Origin of the sequence: Chryseobacterium sp. CBTAP 102 (assembly GCF_003201365.1) — a bacterium.
Lineage (GTDB): Bacteria > Bacteroidota > Bacteroidia > Flavobacteriales > Weeksellaceae > Chryseobacterium > Chryseobacterium candidae.
The window spans coordinates 13,872-34,326 of sequence record NZ_QICX01000010.1 but is presented as its reverse complement, the minus strand read 5'-3'; the positions used below and the strand labels follow the sequence as shown (position 1 = coordinate 34,326).

The window sequence follows — 20,455 nt, the reverse complement described above, 5'->3', positions numbered from 1 at the left end:
AGCTTCTATGGATTTTCGTAATGATCATTGAAATAATGCGATACGATCTAACTTTTTACAAGTTGAGTTAACTTTTTTTTATATGTCCCTAAAAAAAGAGACTGTCCGAAGGGCAGTCTCTTTGTGTATGGTTTAAAATGAATCTGCTTTTAGAACAGAAACATTTTATAAGTACATATTATTTAACTAGCTGAATTTCAACAGCGGAAAATCCTTTAGGAGATTTCTCTTTTTCGAAAGATACTTTGTTTCCTTTTTTCACCGGCTCTGTACAGTTGTTATTGTGGAAGAAGATGTTTTCTTTGGAATTATCTTCCGTAATGAAACCATATCCTTTTTCACTCAGGAAAGTAACAATTCCTGTTTTTCTTGGATCTTCTTCAATGATAGGTGCTGCACCCAGCTGAATATCATCAAGGTTTACTTCCTGTCTTTGTTCAGGGGGAGTAGAAGTTAATCTTCCGAATTCGTCTACATACATGAAGACATCCTCCGCTCCTTTGTTGTTGTTCGTTTTACGTTCTTCGCGTCTTAGCGCCTTTTCTTTTTGCTTTTGAATTTTTTTCTTGAAATTTTCCTTTTTAGAAAAAGAATCTGCCATAAATTATTTTTAGTATTTAGTTTCTATAAATTATTGAGTTCAATCTGGCCTGTTTTTAGACCCTATAAAGCCTGGCTATGTTTTCTGTCCTGGATAATCCCAATCATACAGAGCTTTAAAATTCCGACAAGTATTGTTCTTAATAGAAGAATAAAAGTTAAAAAGATGGCTGCTCAAAAGGCAAAGACTGAATAAAAAATATTCGGGTCGTTACAGAAAACAAAGTAGAGACTTGGTTTATAATGTACAAATATACAACAATAAAATGAATAATCAGGTTTTAAATGATTGATTATCAGAAAAGGTTAAAGTGATACCTTATATTCGGCAGGAATGATATAAAGGGAGTTGTAATAATTGGATAAAAAAATCCTCAGAAGCCTGAGGATTATAAAAAAATATATTAAAAATGAAGTGGTGGTGCGTAATACGGGAGGAAGGTATCAAATGTTATGCCTAAAATCTACGCGAGTTTGTGAATTATCCAAAAGTGTTTAACTGAAAAGCTATGTAACAAAGCGTATCTGATTGGTAAATAACATTCTATTAGAAACTATTTTTTACATAAAATAATAAATACTTTTCCTTTGGTTTAAAAATAATTAATAGAAATTTCCGAAAATTTCACCATGTTGAGGCCGTTTTTATTATTGATCTTTGTCTTATTAATATTTAAATATAAAAACATGTCAACACAAAATGTACAGGGAAAAGTTGTTTTAATTGCCGGAGGAGGTAAAAATTTAGGAGGATTATTAAGCAGAGATTTTGCATCAAAAGGGGCAAAACTGGCAATCCACTACAACAGCGAAAGTTCAAGAGCAGAAAGCGAAAAAACACTTGCTGAAGTGCAGGCTTTAGGAGCTGAAGCATTTTTATTTCAGGGAGATCTTACTAAAGTAGATCATATCACAAAGTTTTTTGATGAAACCATTTCCCGTTTCGGAGGAATTGATATTGCGATCAATACTGTAGGAATGGTACTTAAAAAGCCATTTTCAGAAACTACGGAAGCTGAATATGATACGATGTTCAATGTCAATTCCAAGTCGGCTTACTTCTTTCTTCAGGAAGCGGGAAAAAAACTAAACGATCACGGAAAGATTTGTACCATTGTTACTTCATTGCTGGCAGCTTACACCGGATTGTATTCCACCTACGCAGGAGCAAAAGCACCGGTAGAGCATTTTACAAGAGCGGCTTCCAAAGAATTCGGAGCAAGAGGTATCTCCGTAACGGCAGTGGCACCCGGCCCAATGGATACTCCTTTCTTCTACGGGCAGGAAACGGATGATGCAGTGGCTTATCATAAATCGGCATCCGCATTGGGTGGACTTACTGATATTAAAGATATTGCACCTCTGGTAGAATTCCTGGTAACAGAAGGATGGTGGATCACCGGACAAACCATCTTTGCCAACGGCGGATATACAACGAGATAATATATTGTAAAATCCAGGCAAAAAAGAAACTCACTGAAAAACAGGATTCAGTGAGTTTTTTATGGTAAAATAAATAAGAAAATTAAAGGGTTTTAATCTTTCCTTTCTCCCATATACTTCTGATAATAAAGAATAATCCGAGAAGAACAAATGGAATACTCAAAAGCTGCCCCATATTCAGGCTCATTCCGTGCTCGAATTCTACCTGATCTACCTTGATAAACTCAATCAGGATTCTCATGATGAAGATCAACAGAATACTGATTCCAAAATAAAACCCTTTTCCGATTTTAAAGATATTCTTCCTGTAAATAAAGTATACAGCAATGAAAATGATAAAATAAGAGATAGCTTCATAAAGCTGAGCAGGATGTCTGGGAAGATCATCCACCTGACGGAAAATAAAAGCCCATGGAACATTGGTAGGAGTTCCTATAATCTCGGAATTCATAAGATTGGCAAGCCTGATAAAAGTACCTCCCAACGGAAGTACAATAGCTATTGCATCCAAAACGGTCATGAACGGAATTGAATACTTTCTGGCATAGATAAGAAGCATAATAAGCAGACCAATACCACCACCATGGCTGGCAAGACCTGCAAATCCTGTGAAATGGTAGATCCCATCCGGTCCTTTCTGAATAGGTAGAAATATCTCTACCGGATGCTGGGAATAATAATCAAAATCATAAAAAAGACAATGTCCCAATCTCGCACCCACTAAAATTCCTATCAGTGTATAAGAGAATAAAGCTTCGTGGGCTTGTGAACTAAGCCCCTCTTTTTTATAAATTCTTTTTAAAATATTTAATGATAAAACAAGTCCCGCAAGGAAAAGTAATCCGTAATATTTTATGGGAAGCCCTAAAATATTGACGATTTCGGGATTGACATCCCAGTTGATATATAATAAATTCATTGCTGCAAAGATAAGAAAATAGGATTTTCCCGAAAATATGAACCTGTTCAGGATTTCTATGGTCTGGCTCATAAATCGTTAGCTACAATATTGGTTGTGTTGGGTGTACATCCAAAAGAAAGAATTTTTTTAGACTGAGATTAATAAAAATGTGTATATTTGCCCAGCAAAAAAAGAAAATGATTTTATCTAACCTTAAAAAATCAAAGAAACAGAACTTACGTCGAACGTCGTGAGTCATTTTCCTTTGGTTAGAAACTAAAATATATCAGGAGCTTGTCATCACGACAAGCTCTTTTTTTTTGGAAAATATTCAACAATTTAAATCTATTATGAAAGTATTAAAATTTGGAGGAACTTCAGTAGGAAGTCCGGGGAGAATTGAGCAGTTATTACCTATCATCAGATCTCAGGCAGCAGATCAACATCTTGTTGTTTTATCAGCTGTTTCAGGAACAACAAATGACCTGGTAAAATTATCAGAGCTGTATGAGAAAAAAGATATTGAAGCTGCTTACAAACATATTGATGAAATGTATGATAAGTATAAAAACTTTGTTAATGAACTGTTTAAAACTGAAGAAGGTATTGCAGAAGCATTACTGTTCATTGACAAAATTTTTGATCTGTTTTATCAATTTAAAAATAAAAACTTTACCTCCAGTGCAGAACGGATTATTCTGGCTCAGGGAGAAATTATTTCAACAACGCTTTTCCATTTCCATTTAAAGGAAATTGAAATTCCTTCAGTGCTGTTATCAGCACTTGATTTCATGCTGATTGATGAAGATAAAGAACCCAATATTGATTATATCAGAGAGCACGCAGGGCGTAAAATTTCAGAATACCCTGAAGAAAGCTTATTTATCACTCAGGGGTATATATGCAGAAATGCCGAAGGTGAAATTGATAATTTACAAAGAGGAGGCTCAGATTATACAGCATCATTATTAGGAGCAGCATTACAGGTTGAAGAAATCCAGATCTGGACAGATATTGACGGATTCCATAACAATGATCCCAGATTTGTTCAGAATACAAAATCTATTGCCAGACTCAGTTTTGATGAAGCTGCCGAATTATCCTATTTTGGAGCTAAAATTCTTCATCCGCAAAGTGTTTTCCCGGCAAGAAAATATAATGTTCCCGTAAGATTACTGGATACGATGAATTTGAGTGCGTCCGGGACATTGATCTCCGGAGAAAGTACAAATCAAAATCAGATTGTAGCCATTGCCGCAAAAGACAATATTACGGCAATTCGTATTCAGTCTTCACGAATGTTGATGGCTTACGGATTTTTAAGAAAGGTTTTCGAAGTTTTTGAACGTTACAAGACACCTATTGACATGATTACTACTTCTGAAGTAGCTGTTTCACTTACTATAGATCAAACTGATTATCTTTCTGAAATTGTGAAAGAGCTGGAATCCTTTTCAGCAGTTGAAATTGATTATGAACAGTCTATCGTTTGTATTGTGGGAGATTTCAGAAAAAACAATAATGGGTATGCCACTATTGTTTCTGAAGCGGTAAAACATATTCCGATAAGAATGATTTCTTATGGAGGAAGTGAGAACAATATTTCACTACTGGTCTCATCTGCTTATAAGATAGAAGCCCTGAGATCCCTTCATAATAGATTGTTTTAGAAACAATTACCATCCTCAATAAAAATGTTGGAAAGAAATAATATTGTTAAAAATGTAAACTGCAACATCTTCCTTTAATTAATATAGATTGATGTTCAATACCGGTCATATAGAGCAGTCTGTATGACCGTTTTTTTAATGAAATGCTTTATATAATAGATTTTTTCCTGAAATAATATTCTTGGTTTCCTGAATATTTAAATTGAAAATAACCTCAAAAATGAACCTTTAGCTGTCTGATAAAAATAGAAGACCTTCACTGATAATGAAATGAAGTTAATTTAAAATGATTCTTGATGAAACATTTGGTAACTTTATGCTGCTACCAAAACAAAAATTATGCATCATCCGCTGGAGAAACATTATGTAAACAGAGTAGGCTGGCTTCGGGCAGCTGTATTAGGGGCAAATGACGGGTTGTTGTCCACCACAAGTATTGTCATAGGGGTTGCGGCAGCAGCTCCGGAACGGCATGTGATTATTCTTGCTGCACTGGCAGGAATGATTGCCGGAGCAATGTCTATGGCTGCCGGGGAATATGTATCCGTAAGCTCACAGGAAGATACTGAAAAGGCAGATTTGATTCGTGAGCAGCGCGAGCTGGAAGAAATGCCCGAAATAGAACTTAGAGAATTGGCCAAAGTGTATGAAAGAAGAGGTTGTACCAAAGAAACCGCTATGCAGGTAGCTATTGAACTTACAGAACACGATGCACTTGGAGCGCATGCCCGTGACGAACTGGGTATAAATGAAATCACACAGGCGAAACCTTTGCAGGCAGCACTCGCCTCATTCAGTTCATTTGCAGTAGGAGCTTTATTGCCGTTTACCATTTCTCTTTTGGCTCCTCTTAAGCAAATGGTATACTTCCAGTATGGTTTTTCAATCATATTTTTAATGCTTTTGGGAGCTGTTTCTGCCAGAGCCGGAGGTTCCGATATTAAAATTGCCGTGTTGAGAATCTGTTTCTGGGGAACTGTCGCAATGGGAATTACAGCATTGGTTGGACATGTTTTCGGCGTAAATGTTACCTGAAAATGTAAATATTGTCATTTGAAATCTTCTTGAATGGTAAATACAAGCCTACTGTGGGAGAGGAAACTTTCAATAAATCTCACAAAGAAGGAACTTTAACAACCTTGAAATGGTCAAACGTTTATGTCATCCAGCACGAAGTAGATTTTAATGCAGTAGATGGCGACAGTATATATCAGTTTTGTGATAAGTATATAACAGATTTATTTTTTTTCGATAATAAAAACTCACCAGACATTATATAATTATGTTTGTATTTCTAATTAAAAAAATATTATTAAATACATAAGAACAGCTGCAAAATGAAGCTGTTCTTATGATGTATTTGTGTTGATAGAATCTGCCTGTAAGGTAATGGGAGCTTTACCTGTTTTTAGTGTAATTCAAAGGATTAATCAATGCGGACCACGTTGATTGTAAAAGGGGCTACAATATTTGTTGTATTAGGTGTTGATCCAAAAGTAAGGGCCTGAAATGAAAGTACCTGGCCTGCATTTATTTTTAGTAATGCAGAATTTGTACAGGTAACGAAAGACGGAGCTCCAGATACTTCAGGTAGAACAACTTTAGTATTGGTAAATGACTGCTGAATTCCGTTGAGACTGATCTGGGCATATCCTGAATAACCATCTCCACCGTCTTCTGTTGATCCTCTTTGAGGATAATTGATGGTAAAATCAATTTTATACAATCCCGTAGAAAATGCTGTAAAAGTGTTTCCCGTCATTTCACTGAGATTATCAAAAGTTTTTACCGAAACGGAGGTATTTACAAAAGTATTGTTTTGTGTAATTGAAACTATTCCGGTACCTCTTGCAGCACTGATGCTGGAAGAGTTTTTTAACTGTACAACGCCTGTACTGTTCACCGTTAAGCTTCCTGCCGTTCCTGCCGCAGCCTGCAGTCCCTCCAGTCTTACAGGATTAGTCGCATTAATGTGCAGTTTATTTGTTGCAGGAGATGTTCCGATTCCTACATTTCCCGTTATAGGATTAATTCTCATTCTTTCAATTAAACCACCTCCGGTAGAATTTCCGATATAAAAATCTTCTTCCGAACCATTGGTCAATGTTGATCCCGTACGAACAGATCCTAATGCCCAATTTCCCCCACCTGAAGAAGGCCCATTATTGGTAAAACTAAGCAATGAAAAATTTCCTGTGGCCAAAGCAGAAGTATTTCTTAAAGCGACAATTCCGTACTGATTGGTTCCGGCACTGGCATCAATCAAATTATATCGGTTTGAAGATGGAGTAGTGGAAACTAAATGGAATTTTGTTTCAGGAGAACTTGTTCCCAATCCGATTCTGTGATTGGCTCCATCTACAGAAAAGGTAGTCCCGTCAACAGAAAAGCCATTGGTTGCCGTGGTTGTAAATGATAAGCTATTGGCATTTTGAGTCACTACTCTGTTTCCTGAAAGACTTCCGTCTGTATTGTAGATATTCATTGCAAAAGGAACCCATTGAAATCCGCTAAAATAGTAATATCCAATGTTATCAATACTGCCAACCTCTGCTATACTTGGCGTTGTACCGGTGGGTGTAGTTGAGTCTGTAACATAGACAATGGTCCCTTTCTGGGCACTTCCGTAGATTCCCACATCCTTAGAAGCTAACTGCTGTTTAGAAACTCTTGGAGGCAGAATACCATCTCTCATACTTGTATTAGTACTTCCTGCAACATCTAAAGTTGCCTGTGGATTTGTTGTATTTATCCCTACCTGTGCTTTTATGCCTGCTGTTGCCGCATATATTGCGATTAGGGAATAAAATTTAATCATTTTCATATCGTGGGTTATTTAGCTTTTACTTACTGTACTGATTTCTAATAAATCATTGAGATTTTTTACTTTTAATTGCATTACAAGCAATATTGTAATTCGGTAAACAGCTGTAAATCAGATATGCAAATCTATTTTAATTTTATATCATATTCGATACGTAGAAATACTACATTTTTATAAAACAATATCTACAAAATTTTTTATTACGGAGATTGGCTACTATAGAACCACGAAAATTCAGGTTTGAACAAACAGTGCCGGTAAATAATTGGTCACGATATCTTATTATTTAAAATAAAGATTTTTTAGCATTGCAAGAATGACAGGTTTTGATGTGTAGTTATGTTTGGGAATTGGAAAAGGATAAAAATAATCTGGAATAGACAATATTAAAATATAAAAAGGCAGAAGAAATTTTTCTTCTGCCTTTTTTATATGTAAGTTCATTTATAACCTGTATTCAGAATAGTGTGATTCATCTTGTACTCAAAAATTTTATAATTTTGAGTAAAAGGTTTTCCATTTTGCAATCGTATTCCTACTTGTTCCAAATATAATACACACTTCGGAATTATTCAAATTATTTTTTTTCTGATAATTCAAAATATACTTTATATCCTCCAAAGTATATGAGCGATACACGTTTTTATCTTTTAGATTTTTCGATTGTCCGAATATAATCTTATTCAAAACCAAAACATCCAAAGATGTTAGAGAATCCTTTGCTAAAATCGTACTGCATTCCTGAATTTTTTCAGGAAATTCTTCATTCAAAATATCTAAAAAAATAATCTTGAAATGTGGCGATTTATTCTCCATTCAAAAAATATTTTAAATTCAATATAATTATACTTACTAAAAAGCAAAACCAAAAGGTATTTAAATTCAGTTTTGTACTTTACACAACTTTTTACAACTAAAACATTAACTATATTTTTCTATCCATTTATATAAGGTTGTCTTTGGAATATTATATCTATTTATAACTTCTATTTTAGTCATATGGCCGGAAGCTATTTTTTTTAGAATAAAATCAATAATTTCTTTCGAATAGATATTCTTCCGGAATATTGGTAAAGTAGACTTTTTAATATTGGTCTTTTGATTACACTCTGGAGAATACAAAATAAGATGCTGTGAGTATAAGCGAAAAAAATCATACTTCAGCAATTTGCTCAATTTTAAAAGACGATCTGAATCTATTTTATCGGTTATAAATACCATCTCTAGCTCGCTTTCAGAAATATTTAAAAAACTGCATACACGGTGTTTGTCGATATCAAGATCTATAATTCTCTGTTTAATTAAGGAACCTATATGTATATTTTTAATATTCAATTTAATTTTTATTTTTTTAATTTTACTTGAGTTATTCAAGAATATCAATAACTTGTAGATTTACTGTTGCTTAGATAAGGCAATAAGCCAATTTGTTTTTCTAATGAAAGTATCTGAATAACAACCATAATTGTAAATTCCGCTTTTACTCCTGAGACTGTAAAGAAATAAAAAAAGGTAATGAACAGAAATAGTGGATATCGATCATTTTGAAACTAGTAATAAGATTTTTCGATTTTTGAAGTGATATTTTTGATAATACTTTTGATTTCACTTGAGTAAAAGAAACGTATGTTTCGATATAAAGGTTAGAGATATTTCTAAAAACTTTTTTCAACCTACTTTTGTTGCTGAAAATAGTATATATCTACTATTTTTTTGTGTATGTGACGAGTGTACTTTTGTAAAAATATTTACTTTACAAATTATGATGAATAGAATTTTATTTTGTATTTTATTGACATTCATATGTTTCCATCCATTATTGTCACAGGTTGGTATCAACACGTCAGATCCAAAAGCTACACTGGATGTTAATAAAAATGCTTCTATAGCTACCCCGCCTCCGGGTATCATTGCACCTAGACTTACGGGAGATGAGATAAAAACTTTAGATAATCAGTATACGATAGCCCAGAAAGGAGCAATTGTTTATGCCACATCTCCTGTAACAGTTCCTTCTGTGAAAACAGTCAATATTACCAGCCCTTGTTACTATTTTTTTGATGGAGCTATTTGGGAAAATCTCGGACAATGTTCTGACCCCACCAATGGGTCGGATATTATAAAAGCAATTTATACTGGAACCGCTCCCGATCCTTCTAGAACAGTATCCATAGGAGACTATAGGTTCAGGTTTGGAAATGTGAGTGGCAACTTTCAGCCTCAGATAGCGCTGATCAATCAGCCTGCGGCTAATAAAAATGTTTACATCGGTTTTAACCAGCAATATGCTCAGAATGGTTTTGAATACAATAACTGGACGAGAACTTTTACACAATCTAATTATTCTACATATCAGAATGTTACAAGCGATGTTTCTAATAATATTGTTAATTATGAATTAAATATCGTCAATATAGTAGATGTTGAAGCTAATGGCTATTACAGGGTAACATTTTACATATCGGGACCACCTTCAGGCGCAAAGGCATTCATTATAGTGGCCGAAAAGTTTTAAATTTTTAATCTGTTACATGCCTATTATCGCAAGACTTTTAATAAAAATTGATATAATAATAAAATATAAACCTGAACCTAAACAGAAATGAAAGTTGCATAAATCCATCGTGGCAATAAATTAATAACCTAAAAAACACACAAACAAATGAAAATTAAATCTACTATCCTCACCTACAGGAACTCTTACTGCGGAAGTACTTCCATTATCGCGTTACTTATTTAACTTTAGGCTTTTGTAAAGATGCTTTCGTTATAAAAATTAGCACTGTCAATATTTTATAAGAATGAATTTTGAGCAAGATGTTTTGACTCAATAAATTCTTTTGTGATTTTTTCTGTTTTTTAAAGCACGAAAATTTTACACTTTCCAAAACGCTTTTTTTGACCTACATCTTTTACAAATAATAGCATCCACAGACAGAGCATGACACTGTTTAAAAATTGCAGATTATGATCTGAGGATGTCGTCCTAAGCTTGCAGAAAGAATTCTTTATATAACCAATTATCAATAGCACTTATTCAATATTAGTTCAAGAAATAGGTAAATATGTTTTTCAAAAAGACCTATAGTGCTATTGATTTTAATCTATTTACATCAGATAAAGATGAATAAAGATGATTAAAATCGGGCAGAATGGAATGAGTTCACACAAATTTAAAAGACACAATTATTTAAAATAAATTATTAATTAAAACCAAAAAATGAAAAAAAACCTATTTACATTTTTATTGCTATCTGGAAGCTCTATGGCATTCGGCCAGGTAGGGATTAATGCGGATAACCCTAGTGCATCTCTTGATATCTTATCAAAAGGAAACACCTCTGCCACCAAAGCGTTAGAAGTCAATTCTTCCACTGCAGAGATCGTTACAGTATTGGATAACGGTAATGTTGGCATCAACGTTACAAATCCCGCTACTAAGCTTCACATTGTATCCTCTACCGCCGGCTCCGGCTTGCGTTTGGCCGATGGTTCACAAGCCGCAGGCAATGTACTGATATCCGATTCAGATGGTAATGCCCGCTGGGTAGCTTCTCCTATTGATTGGAACACCAATGGTAATACAGGAACCACCGCCACATCGGCAGCTTTGGGAACCGATATCAGCACAGGCAATTACCTGGGAACAAATGACGGCCAGAATCTTGTTTTTGCCACTAAGAAAAATGTGAAAGCGATATTGGATGCCAACGGAACTTTACGGGGGGGGAACTCTACTGAATTCGCAGGTAATTATGCAGCCTTTTCCTGGGGAACCAATAATTCAATCGATTCATCATCTTCCAACGTTGCAATAGGAAGAAATAATTCAGTTACTGCAATCAATGGTGAGTCTCCATCTGTTGCTATTGGATCACGCAACACAGTGACAAGAGGAGCAAAAGTAATTGGCAATTCTAATTCCGCAACAGGAGCCTATAACTTGGTATTCGGAAATTTGAATACAGTTAGCGGTACAACTGGGATAACCTTAGGATTTACTAACACAAATGATGGTGGAGTAGCTGTAGGATCTTCAAATAATGTAGGGATTGGTTCCTTTACATTTGGGACAGGAAATAAAGCGATTTCTGGTAATGGATCGATAGTTCTTGGAATTAACGGACAGGGCGCAGGCAATGAAAACGTTTATGCCAATAAGACACATGTATTTTTTAATGAAAATAATGCAGATAATACCGTAGTAGGAATCAATATGAGGCCTTCTGCCGGTTCTGTTACAGGGAATGGTGCGGCTATTCAAATGAAGGGCGTTTCCAAACCGAATAATGACTCTTGTACTGCTGCTGAAGAAGGCGCAATTCGGTACAATTCTAACCTGAAGAGACACGAAGGGTGTAACGGTACAATATGGACAGGTATGTATTAATTAAATTATATGAATCCTTGTTCTATTACCTAAAACTATTTTAACGCAAGGTTCGCTAAGTTTTATTTGATTTTATAAGTGTTTTTAAGGCTCGCAAGGGCGTAAACTCAGCAAAGTTTTAGGTGTTTTTATAGCATTTTCAACTTAGGTAACATATCGGAAATTCATTTAAATTAAATACTCTAATGGACTTATCCCTTTTTTAAATTTGAACATTGTTGGGTTATGTTTTAAAATAAAAGGGATAAGACAGCCATAGAGTGCTCTATAATCATTGTTATTTGACCATAAAATATTCATTATGAATGAAAAATAATTTTTTCTCCTTTGTACTGTTGTCAGCATATTAATTACGGTGCAATCAGCAGTTTCAGGGCTATACGATACGTTTAACGGGTTTTATACGTCTACAGCAAGCACTTATAATACTACTCCAATTGTGAATGACAGTAACTTTGTGACTCGCCTTTACAGAGACTTACAATAACATAACGAAAACTTATCATCGCTTCTTCTATCTTACTTTATCTCTGATAGCAGAAGAGGCCTAGAGATATCATCAGCAATATTCAACATAGATGCGAAGGATATTAAACCATTGTCATTAAGCTCTGCGATAGATGATATACCGGATTTTTCCGGTACACAGGTTGGGCAACAGCCATCTGGTGCTTCCATATCTTCACACTTTTAGATTCTTTGAATAGTCAGGAGGGGAATTCCATCGTGTTACCACCTGTAGGAAGAAATGACTGCAGTTTTTAGAACGGATAATAAACAAAGTAATGGTGTGTGAGATACCTGTTTGATCTCTTTCAGGCTGAAGGATTGGCATCGATGCATCCAATATAAACTCTGTGGCAAAGCTAATGATAACATTTTCCGGAGAATCGGATATATTTTTTTTGCCTTTAATACCAACACCCTCCAATGTGCTTGCTATGATCCTCCAATACAACAGGCATTACCTTACAGCAGATTGGCAACCGTGATTGGGAAATGAGCAGAACCGGAGTACAGACAAGTTTGGAATCCAACACAAAAGGTCTTGTCACTACCAAAAAGGTTTGCTGTATTAATGGAAACTCTGGAGCTTATGGACGGATCCTTAAATCTGAAAAATTAATATTCTGAAACCTGATAAATTAAACTAAACAAAAACTTAAAAAAACAAAAAAATGACAAAAAAAATGACAAAAAAATTAGCTGTTATGCTGATGACATTCCTGATGTCTGCGATAGCATTTGCACAGCAAGGCTACGAACCTATCCGCGGGATGGGAGTAGAGGCAAAACCTGTAAATAATTCGGGGATTTGCTTAGCATGTTACAATGGAAGTATGACCCCTGTGGTAGATGCCAATCTTGATAATAAAGTGAGCCTGGGTAACTTTGCTTCTTTAGTGAGTGGAAACGGAATTTCTGTAAAAAATAATAACACAACTTATCCGGCTGGTTATATCACAGGATTTAATGTTGATCTCGGGGCAAGTTTTATCACCATAGACCTGCTGAGCTCTTTGAGGATCAGCACCTATAAAAACGGTGTCCTGCAGGAGACAACAACAAGCAGTACTTTGCTATCCGTACCGGCATTCGGGGGTAGTAAAAACAGAATATTCCTGCATTTCAAAACAACGAAAGCGTTCAATGAGGTAAGGCTCTATCAAACCAATGTGCTTTCTTTGTTCAGCGCTTTGAATGTGTATTATGCCTTCGCTTTCGATCCCTCTGCAGTACCAACCGATAACAATGGCATCTGTGATGATATCATTGCCGGTAGCGGTGTAGATGGTAACGTATCAGGAAGCAGTAGTTTCATTTCACCACTTTCATTTGTTGTGGACAAAGAAAAGATTGGAGATGGCAATAAAAATTCTTACGGATCTATTGTTCTTCCTGTCGGGTTGCTGGGATCTTATTCTGTAGGGGTTTTAGATAAGAATCAGGTCTACCCCGCTGGCAACAGAACAGGATTTGTTATAGAGCCCGATGATCAGGGGAAACTGTTGAGTGCGGAGTTTCTAAAGACCATTACTGTTGAAACCTATCTATTTGGGCAACTTCAGGATTCCAGAAGATTATCTGATGGCGGAGGTCTGATGAATATCAAGGTTATAAGTTTTGGTTCTGCAAAACAAAAAGTAACCCTCACCACCACGAAGCCTTTCAACGAGGTAAGGTTGAAAGTTACTCAGGGAATTGGTTTCAATTTAGGAAAGCTGAAAGTGTATTATGCCTTCGAAGAACCTATAGGTTGCGAATGTGACGATAAGATCCAGACAAGCGGGTCTTCTATTTCCGGAAATATCGTAGACGGATATGGATGGACCAATTCTGGTTTGGGTCTTTTTGCACCAAATCTATCAAATCCTGGTGCTGTGGTAGACAATAATCCGAACAATTACGCCAAGCTCACGGCTCCATTGCTAGGGGTATTTCTTTTGCCTGGTAGTTTGACCGTTAGTACCAATAGTATGCTTCCGGCCAATACAGTGGCAGGCTATACTCTCGAAAAATCGGGAAGTTTGATCGGTGTAGGTATTTTTGATGCCATTACCGTGCAGTTCTATAACGGAAATACATTAACAGACACCTTCTCATCCGGAAGCTTGATCTCCGGGAACTTACTTACAGGTGGAAGCAACAGGTTCTATGTTGGGGGTAGGTCTACCCAACCTTTTAACCGTATAAAAATTACCTTCAGTACACTGCTATCCGTCAGCCTGGGCCAGGGCTACAATATTTATAATGCTTTTGCCAGCAAAGATGATGACAATGACGGGGTGGCAAACTGCTTCGATCGTTGTCCTAACGGTGATGACAGTATAGACCTTAATGGAAACGGAATACCGGACTGCGCGGAGGGATGTTCAGTAGTAAACGACAAATCACCTGTATTGGATACAGATGGTGATGGTATCTTAGATGCTTGTGACCTGGATTCTGATAACGACGGGATTCCTGATGCTGTTGAAGATTTTGATAAAAATGGACTCTTCGAGAATGATGATAATGAGGGTAATCTTCTGTTATTGCCAGTTTTGGGAGATGGCGTACCGAACTACCGTGATCTGGATTCTGATAACGATGGCGTTCTGGATCTGTTTGAATCCGGAATCCCAACATCAATTATATACCAGATTGATACCGACCGTAATGGAGTGATTGACAGCAATATTGCAATAGGTAATAATGGTATTGCCGATATTTTGGAAACTTATCCTGATTCTGGAGTAATGAAATATCTGATTAAAAATACAGACGGTGATTACCTTCCGGATTTCTTGGATATCACTTCCAACGGTTTAGATTTTGACTTGCACCAGATCGGGAAAGCCAATCTTGATACATTAGACGGTGGATTTATCTCTATAATCAACGATAGTGACAAAGACGGTATCCAGGCTTTGGTAGATACAGACCTTGTAAAAAGAGGAGCACCAGATTCCCCACTTTCTCCATATGCTGCATTTATGAAGAACGGTTCCAATACCACTGAAAAAGAGCTAAACATAACAGGTGTTGCAAAGGATGTCAAAGTATATCCTAATCCTGTACAGGCAGGTAACAATCTGATGGTATCTGGTCTGGATGAAGGGAATTATACTATGTACTCTGCTATGGGACAGGTTGTGAAGACCGGCAAGCTCAATGCAAATACAGAAATTAATACCACTGCATTACCAACCGGGATCTATATCATTAAGTTAGAAAATAAATCATTTGTAAAATCCTATAAAGTGATGGTGAAGTAATCTCATAATCCTTTACCATAAAAGTAAGACTGCTCATTTTTGGGCAGTCTTTTTTATTGAATGAGAGTCCTCTGCTTTAAAGGCTCAAAAATTTACCATTTGTGATGTAATGACTATGAATAGGGATAACTTAATAAAGTTCAGATTTTTTTGCGTAGAAAAATGCTTGTTGCTATACTCCCGTTGATCTTTTAAACATATAAAACAGGCAACCCAAATAGAAGAGGAGGCCATTCCGGATCAAATTATGTTCTTTGGTTCGTGATATTGCCGTTGGTGTAGACTGCCAGGTTTTCCTAGGATCCCAGCTCAGCACCCAGGTGCTTTATCGTATAGGCCACCAGCTCACCGGTGGTTTTGGTATTGGTCTTCTGCCTAAGGTTGCGTTTGTGATTTTCTACCGTATGGTATGAGATAAAAAGCTTTTCTGCGATCTGTGGTGTAGTGAAGCCTTTGAATATCAGCGCCAGTACCTCCTTCTCACGACGCGTGAGAATAACCGGGCTGGTATGCTGCTGTTTTATTTGCTGTTCTTCATAGATATAATGGGTCGATTTTCCATTAGTATGGTCTACCATAGACAGCAACGGGACATCCCTGTCCTGAAGCCCATCCATATCATAGACCACAAACAGGACACTTTCCAGATTTTTTGCCAAGCTGATGAACTGCTGTGCAAACTGCATCAGCACCCAGCGGTAGATATTGTTCCGGCTTATCATCCTCACATAAATACTAAACCTGATGCCTTCTCTGGCCAATTCTCCTTCCCCAAGATAAATGTCGGTCATAAAATGGATGGCCGACCGGATAAAGGCCCGGTCATCGGGATGGTAAAGCTCAGAAAAGTAAGCAGCATCCCGGGTGAGCCATTCTTCTTTGGAATAGGGCGTAAACTCATCAATGTTATGGCTCACATGTTCCAGCCTAAGCGTGTAATGGTTTGACACTGCCCAGCAAAACGGCGCTATCGCAAAATCCTCTATCCTTTCTATAAAACCGGAAAAATAGCTGAGGTAATCCGTAGCGGGCTCTTCTCCGTCTATTTTGAAAAAACGGATAAAGGCATCTGTGTCAATGTGATTCAGTCTTTTCATTTTTTGTAAGTATATTATCTGCCCACTCCTGCAACCTCAATAATCAAGTGAAAGAATAAAAAACAGAGAAGACCAATAACCAGCAGTCTTTCCGACTGAAACAAAGTAACCTAATTATAACAGATAATAAAATGACAGATTTCTACTATTTATTCCTTTTAGAATTGCTCTTAGCTTTGTAAACATAAATTGATGAATACAATATTATGTCTATCAAGTACAATCTGATCCAGAGAGTCCAGCCTGGTGTGACAGACGATGTAAAAAAGAAATGGTATGCGGTAGCCATCAATGACGATGAGATCACAGTAGAAGATCTCTGTAAACAGATAGAAAAATTCTCTGCATTGTCCGAAGCTGATATCAGAGGAGTTGCCATTGCACTGTATAATGTGATTTAGGGAAGCCTGTTCAATGAAAAGATCGTGAGGTCAGAGTGAACTACCGGGCCGAGCAACGTATCAACACTGCTCTGAAGGCCGTTGCATTCAGGAGATCTAAATAGCATCAGAGCGGGCGTGCTTAAGAGTTGCTTAATTCATAAGTATAAGTTGTTCAACTCTTCGCTAAGAGTTAAGAATATAACAGTGTAGATTTTACAGATATCCATAAATTATTATTGTTTATAATTTTAACCATGAATTCTAGAGATTCAAATTATACAATTTTTAAGTTGGGCGGGATGTTGGCATCCCGCTTTTTATGGACTGACTGATCTGTCCTCTGTGCCAGAGAATTTGAAACATTGCTCAAAAAAACGATGATGAACAATGAAGAACATATTTTTACATACCGTTGAGAAATCCAGGATAGGATCAAAAACCCTATCATACACTTACATTAATAAACATAAAAACACATTTACATAATAATTTGAAACCGACTGCAGAGAGTCAGTTTTTCTAATCAATTACGAATGAATTACAAATCTTTAATTACAACCTGCATCTTATCCTTAACGCTATTAGCTTGTAATGCAACTCAAAAATTCAAAGAAAAAACAATCTTGATCGGGGCTGAAACCAAACCTTGTGATGCCGGAGCCGGAATGACGCGCTGTATGCAGGTAAAATGGTCGGAAGACCAAAAGTATTGGGGTTATTTTTATGATCATATAGAAGGTTTTAATTACCAGGAGGGCTATGAATATGAACTCGTGATCAAAGAAGAAAAAGTAGAAGATCCTCAGGCAGATGCCTCCAGTGTCAAAATAACCCTGGTGAAAGAACTAAGCAAAAAAAAGATGTTACCTACGCTTTCTAACAATCAATTAAGTAAAAAACCATTTACTTCATCGCACCTTTTTACAGCCCGTTATAATGGCACAGATTTTCACCAATGTATGGGGCGTACTGCTTTGTGCCCTGACAGATGTGGCGAATCCGGCAACTTGGCCAAGTTTAGCATTATAGATTACAAAAATCATTTGATCAATGGTAAAGCCGGCACAGAAAAGCTGAAAGAATATGCTGTACTGATCAGTGACTATTACAAAAAAGATTTGAATAAACCTTATGTAGCTGCCATAAAGAGTTTGAACAAAGGAGACATAGTTACCATTAATCTTGATTTTGTGTATGACACCACTCAACCTGTTGTAAAAACAGAACAAAAAATAATCAGTATTACCAAAAACAGCGGACAAAACAGCAACACCGGTCAGTTGCCAAATAATGAAACTATTACAGATAAGAGATGGACATTGGTAGAGTTTATGGGTAAGACTGTTATGGCTGATGGAAAAGATTACTACATCATTTTTCATACTAAAGACAAACGTGTAGAAACAAAGGTGGGTTGCAACCTGATGAGGTCAACGTATGAAATGGAAAATATCTATGCGTTGAAAATCAATGCGCTGGCAAGTACAAGAATGGCCTGCAAAAATGGACAAATAAACGAAATCGAATATTCCAAACAAATACAAAACGTAAATAATTTTACGGTAAGCGCAGATGGTAAACGGCTGTCGCTGAACAAAAACCGAATGTCACCTATTGCTGTTTTTCAATTGGGAAAATAGATAAGTATAAAACGATTGGCAAGTTTCAATGTGATTATGAAAACGTCAGATATAACCTATGGATACTATAAATGGTAGTTTTTTCCCGAGAAGCAAATCTATCATATATAGTACCCGAAAAGAATGACTGAACTTTAAAAAATAATACTGATGAAAAACATTTCTATCCGTCAAGTTATCGATATCGCTTTATTGATTTTACTTTTGGTTTTTATTGGTCAAAACCTTGAAAATGTCAAAGTAAAATTTACAGTATTTAGTTTTGAGTTACCGTTGGTAATACTTATCGCTATTGTATTCTTCATAGGATTTTACACCGCAAAATCATTTAACAGAAAAAAATAACATAGCATTAAAAGAACTGCTACAAAGATTAACAACGGAAAAAAATACCCCTTGCGTAAGCATTTCATTAAATACGCATCGTACACACCCGGATAACGCAAATGATGAAGTTATTTCATATAGACAATATCAGGAGCTAATTCAGGAGTATATGGTGTGATATAAACAACGAACTGCTAACAAAGCAATGTTCAAAGTCGGGTTGAAGTTCATCGATTGGGCATTTGTGCAGGGGGCAGCTTTCATTTTTTTGATTGAACTCTTATGGACAATCATACATTTTTATATATGAAACTAAAAATATAAGGTGTTGGTTGTCTGCAAGTAATAGAGATTGTTATATGTAGTAAAGCTGATTTGCGGTACATGTAAGTATGTTTTTACCTGGTATTTTTTACAAAGTTGATGTTCTGAATACCAATAATGCATCCAGAGAAACAGTTTTGCTTGGTGTAGAATTATCTTTTATTTTTTCTAAGATTAGTTCTGCTGCAATTTCACCCATTTTTGTTAAGGGTTGCTGCACACTGGTCAGTTGAGGATAAACCATCGTAGATAATTCAGTTCCTGAAAAACTTGCAACGGCTACGTCACCGGGAATTCTTAGACTCTTTTCAAGAAGAAAATTCATAGCTCCAATTGCCAGGGTATCACTGAATGCAAAGACACTGTCAAACTCTACCTTTTTATCTAATAACTGCTGTATCGCATTTCTCCCATCATTAAAAGTCATTCCTTCCGTTTGGGTAATCAGACGCTCATCAAAGATACCGTATTTATCCACAATACGCTTATATCCGTTAAATCGTTCTCTGACATTTCTGATTGTTGGCGGTCCCATGATATACGCTATTCTTTTTCTACCGGTTTCAACGAGATGCTCCACCATTAGAGATGTTTTAATATAATCATCCACAATTACCTTTGAAACATCCAGAGCTTTATCGGGAATTCTGTCGAAAAAAACCAAAGGAATTCCCTGTCCCATTATACGCCTGTATATATCATTATTAAAGGTTTCATGACATACATTGATAATGATCCCGTCTACATCAAATCCTTCCAGAAGTTCCAGGTTTTCCCTTTCGATTAGCGGATTCTCATCACATTGGGTGATCACAAGTCTGTAGCCTAAAGGATATAGCACATTCTGAATCCCTTCAAGCACCTTTGCCGAAAAAGGAGTCACCATCTCGGGGACCACAATCCCTATTGTCTTTGATTTTCCGGACTTTAAATTCAGAGCAGTCAGATTAGGTTTATATCCTAACTGATCTGCAGCATCCAGTACCCGTTGACGCGTTTCAAAATTTACATTTTTATCATTAAGCAGTGCCCGGGAGATGGTAGAGGTAGATAATGACAAAAATTTTGACAAATCTTTAATGGTTGCTCGCTTCATGG

The 20,455-nt window shown here is 36.3% G+C and carries 15 protein-coding genes and 2 pseudogenes; 11 read left to right on the top strand and 6 right to left on the bottom strand.

All coding sequences use genetic code 11. The features are described from left to right. Positions 1–178: 178 nt before the first annotated feature. Positions 179–601: a cold shock domain-containing protein gene (locus C8D70_RS14200; RefSeq protein ID WP_076596824.1), complete on the bottom strand. Its 423-nt coding sequence runs from the start codon at positions 599–601 to the stop codon at positions 179–181. A gap of 686 nt (positions 602–1,287) precedes the next feature. On the opposite strand from C8D70_RS14200, the gene C8D70_RS14195 reads away from it, so the two are divergent. Next, complete coding sequence (locus C8D70_RS14195; protein WP_076597636.1) at positions 1,288–2,043, top strand: SDR family oxidoreductase; 756 nt, start codon at positions 1,288–1,290, stop codon at positions 2,041–2,043. 82 nt (positions 2,044–2,125) lie between these two features. Here the strand turns inward: C8D70_RS14195 and lgt are convergent, their stop codons facing one another. Continuing rightward, a complete protein-coding gene (lgt, locus tag C8D70_RS14190) occupies positions 2,126–2,962 on the bottom strand; it encodes a prolipoprotein diacylglyceryl transferase (RefSeq protein WP_110367806.1) in 837 nt (278 codons plus the stop codon). A 332-nt stretch (positions 2,963–3,294) separates the two neighbouring features. Here lgt and C8D70_RS14185 point away from each other — a divergent pair, with 332 nt between their 5' ends. The 3 genes and pseudogenes from C8D70_RS14185 to tssD all read left to right on the top strand — a co-directional run. Continuing rightward, positions 3,295–4,614 (top strand): aspartate kinase, encoded by a 1,320-nt coding sequence (locus C8D70_RS14185; protein ID WP_110367729.1) that lies wholly within the window; start codon positions 3,295–3,297, stop codon positions 4,612–4,614. 339 nt (positions 4,615–4,953) lie between these two features. Beyond that, positions 4,954–5,649 carry a VIT family protein gene (locus C8D70_RS14180; RefSeq protein WP_076597634.1) on the top strand — a complete coding sequence of 232 codons (696 nt, stop codon included), beginning with the start codon at positions 4,954–4,956 and terminating at the stop codon, positions 5,647–5,649. A 20-nt stretch (positions 5,650–5,669) separates the two neighbouring features. Then, a pseudogene (gene tssD / locus C8D70_RS20860) lies at positions 5,670–5,847 on the top strand (type VI secretion system tube protein TssD); the annotation flags it as partial. Positions 5,848–6,040: 193 nt separating this feature from the next. Here the strand turns inward: tssD and C8D70_RS14175 are convergent. Next, positions 6,041–7,438, bottom strand: a complete 1,398-nt coding sequence (locus tag C8D70_RS14175) for a hypothetical protein (protein ID WP_110367728.1) — start codon at positions 7,436–7,438, stop codon at positions 6,041–6,043. Positions 7,439–7,930: 492 nt separating this feature from the next. After that, entirely contained in the window at positions 7,931–8,254 is a 324-nt protein-coding gene (locus C8D70_RS14170; RefSeq protein ID WP_110367727.1) for a helix-turn-helix domain-containing protein, read from the bottom strand. Between the two features lie 946 nt (positions 8,255–9,200). Between C8D70_RS14170 and C8D70_RS14160 the strand changes: the two genes are divergently transcribed. The 3 genes from C8D70_RS14160 (at position 9,201) to C8D70_RS14150 (ending at position 15,586) form a co-directional block, all read left to right on the top strand. Next, on the top strand, positions 9,201–9,953 hold the full coding sequence (locus C8D70_RS14160; RefSeq protein ID WP_136522217.1) for a hypothetical protein: 753 nt from the start codon (positions 9,201–9,203) through the stop codon (positions 9,951–9,953). 705 nt (positions 9,954–10,658) lie between these two features. Further along, a complete protein-coding gene (locus tag C8D70_RS14155; protein WP_136522216.1) occupies positions 10,659–11,828 on the top strand; it encodes a hypothetical protein in 1,170 nt (389 codons plus the stop codon). A 1,190-nt stretch (positions 11,829–13,018) separates the two neighbouring features. Beyond that, complete coding sequence (locus C8D70_RS14150; RefSeq protein ID WP_181416135.1) at positions 13,019–15,586, top strand: T9SS type A sorting domain-containing protein; 2,568 nt, start codon at positions 13,019–13,021, stop codon at positions 15,584–15,586. Between the two features lie 296 nt (positions 15,587–15,882). Here the strand turns inward: C8D70_RS14150 and C8D70_RS14145 are convergent, their stop codons facing one another. Continuing rightward, positions 15,883–16,377: a response regulator transcription factor gene (locus C8D70_RS14145; RefSeq protein WP_083688922.1), complete on the bottom strand. Its 495-nt coding sequence runs from the start codon at positions 16,375–16,377 to the stop codon at positions 15,883–15,885. Between the two features lie 3 nt (positions 16,378–16,380). On the opposite strand from C8D70_RS14145, the gene C8D70_RS20855 reads away from it, so the two are divergent. From C8D70_RS20855 to C8D70_RS14130, 4 genes and pseudogenes are all read left to right on the top strand, one after another. Next, positions 16,381–16,533, top strand: a complete 153-nt coding sequence (locus C8D70_RS20855; protein WP_168801984.1) for a hypothetical protein — start codon at positions 16,381–16,383, stop codon at positions 16,531–16,533. Between the two features lie 356 nt (positions 16,534–16,889). Continuing rightward, a pseudogene (locus C8D70_RS14140) lies at positions 16,890–17,081 on the top strand (DNA-binding protein); the annotation flags it as partial. Positions 17,082–17,599: 518 nt separating this feature from the next. Continuing rightward, a complete protein-coding gene (locus C8D70_RS14135) occupies positions 17,600–18,706 on the top strand; it encodes a DUF4377 domain-containing protein (protein WP_076597627.1) in 1,107 nt (368 codons plus the stop codon). Between the two features lie 150 nt (positions 18,707–18,856). Beyond that, the gene (locus tag C8D70_RS14130; protein ID WP_076597626.1) at positions 18,857–19,051 is read left to right on the top strand and encodes a LapA family protein; all 195 of its coding nucleotides are present in this window, start codon (positions 18,857–18,859) and stop codon (positions 19,049–19,051) included. Between the two features lie 394 nt (positions 19,052–19,445). On the opposite strand, the gene C8D70_RS14125 is transcribed toward C8D70_RS14130, so the two are convergent. Beyond that, on the bottom strand, positions 19,446–20,453 hold the full coding sequence (locus C8D70_RS14125) for a LacI family DNA-binding transcriptional regulator (protein ID WP_110367724.1): 1,008 nt from the start codon (positions 20,451–20,453) through the stop codon (positions 19,446–19,448). Between the last annotated feature and the right edge of the window lie 2 nt (positions 20,454–20,455).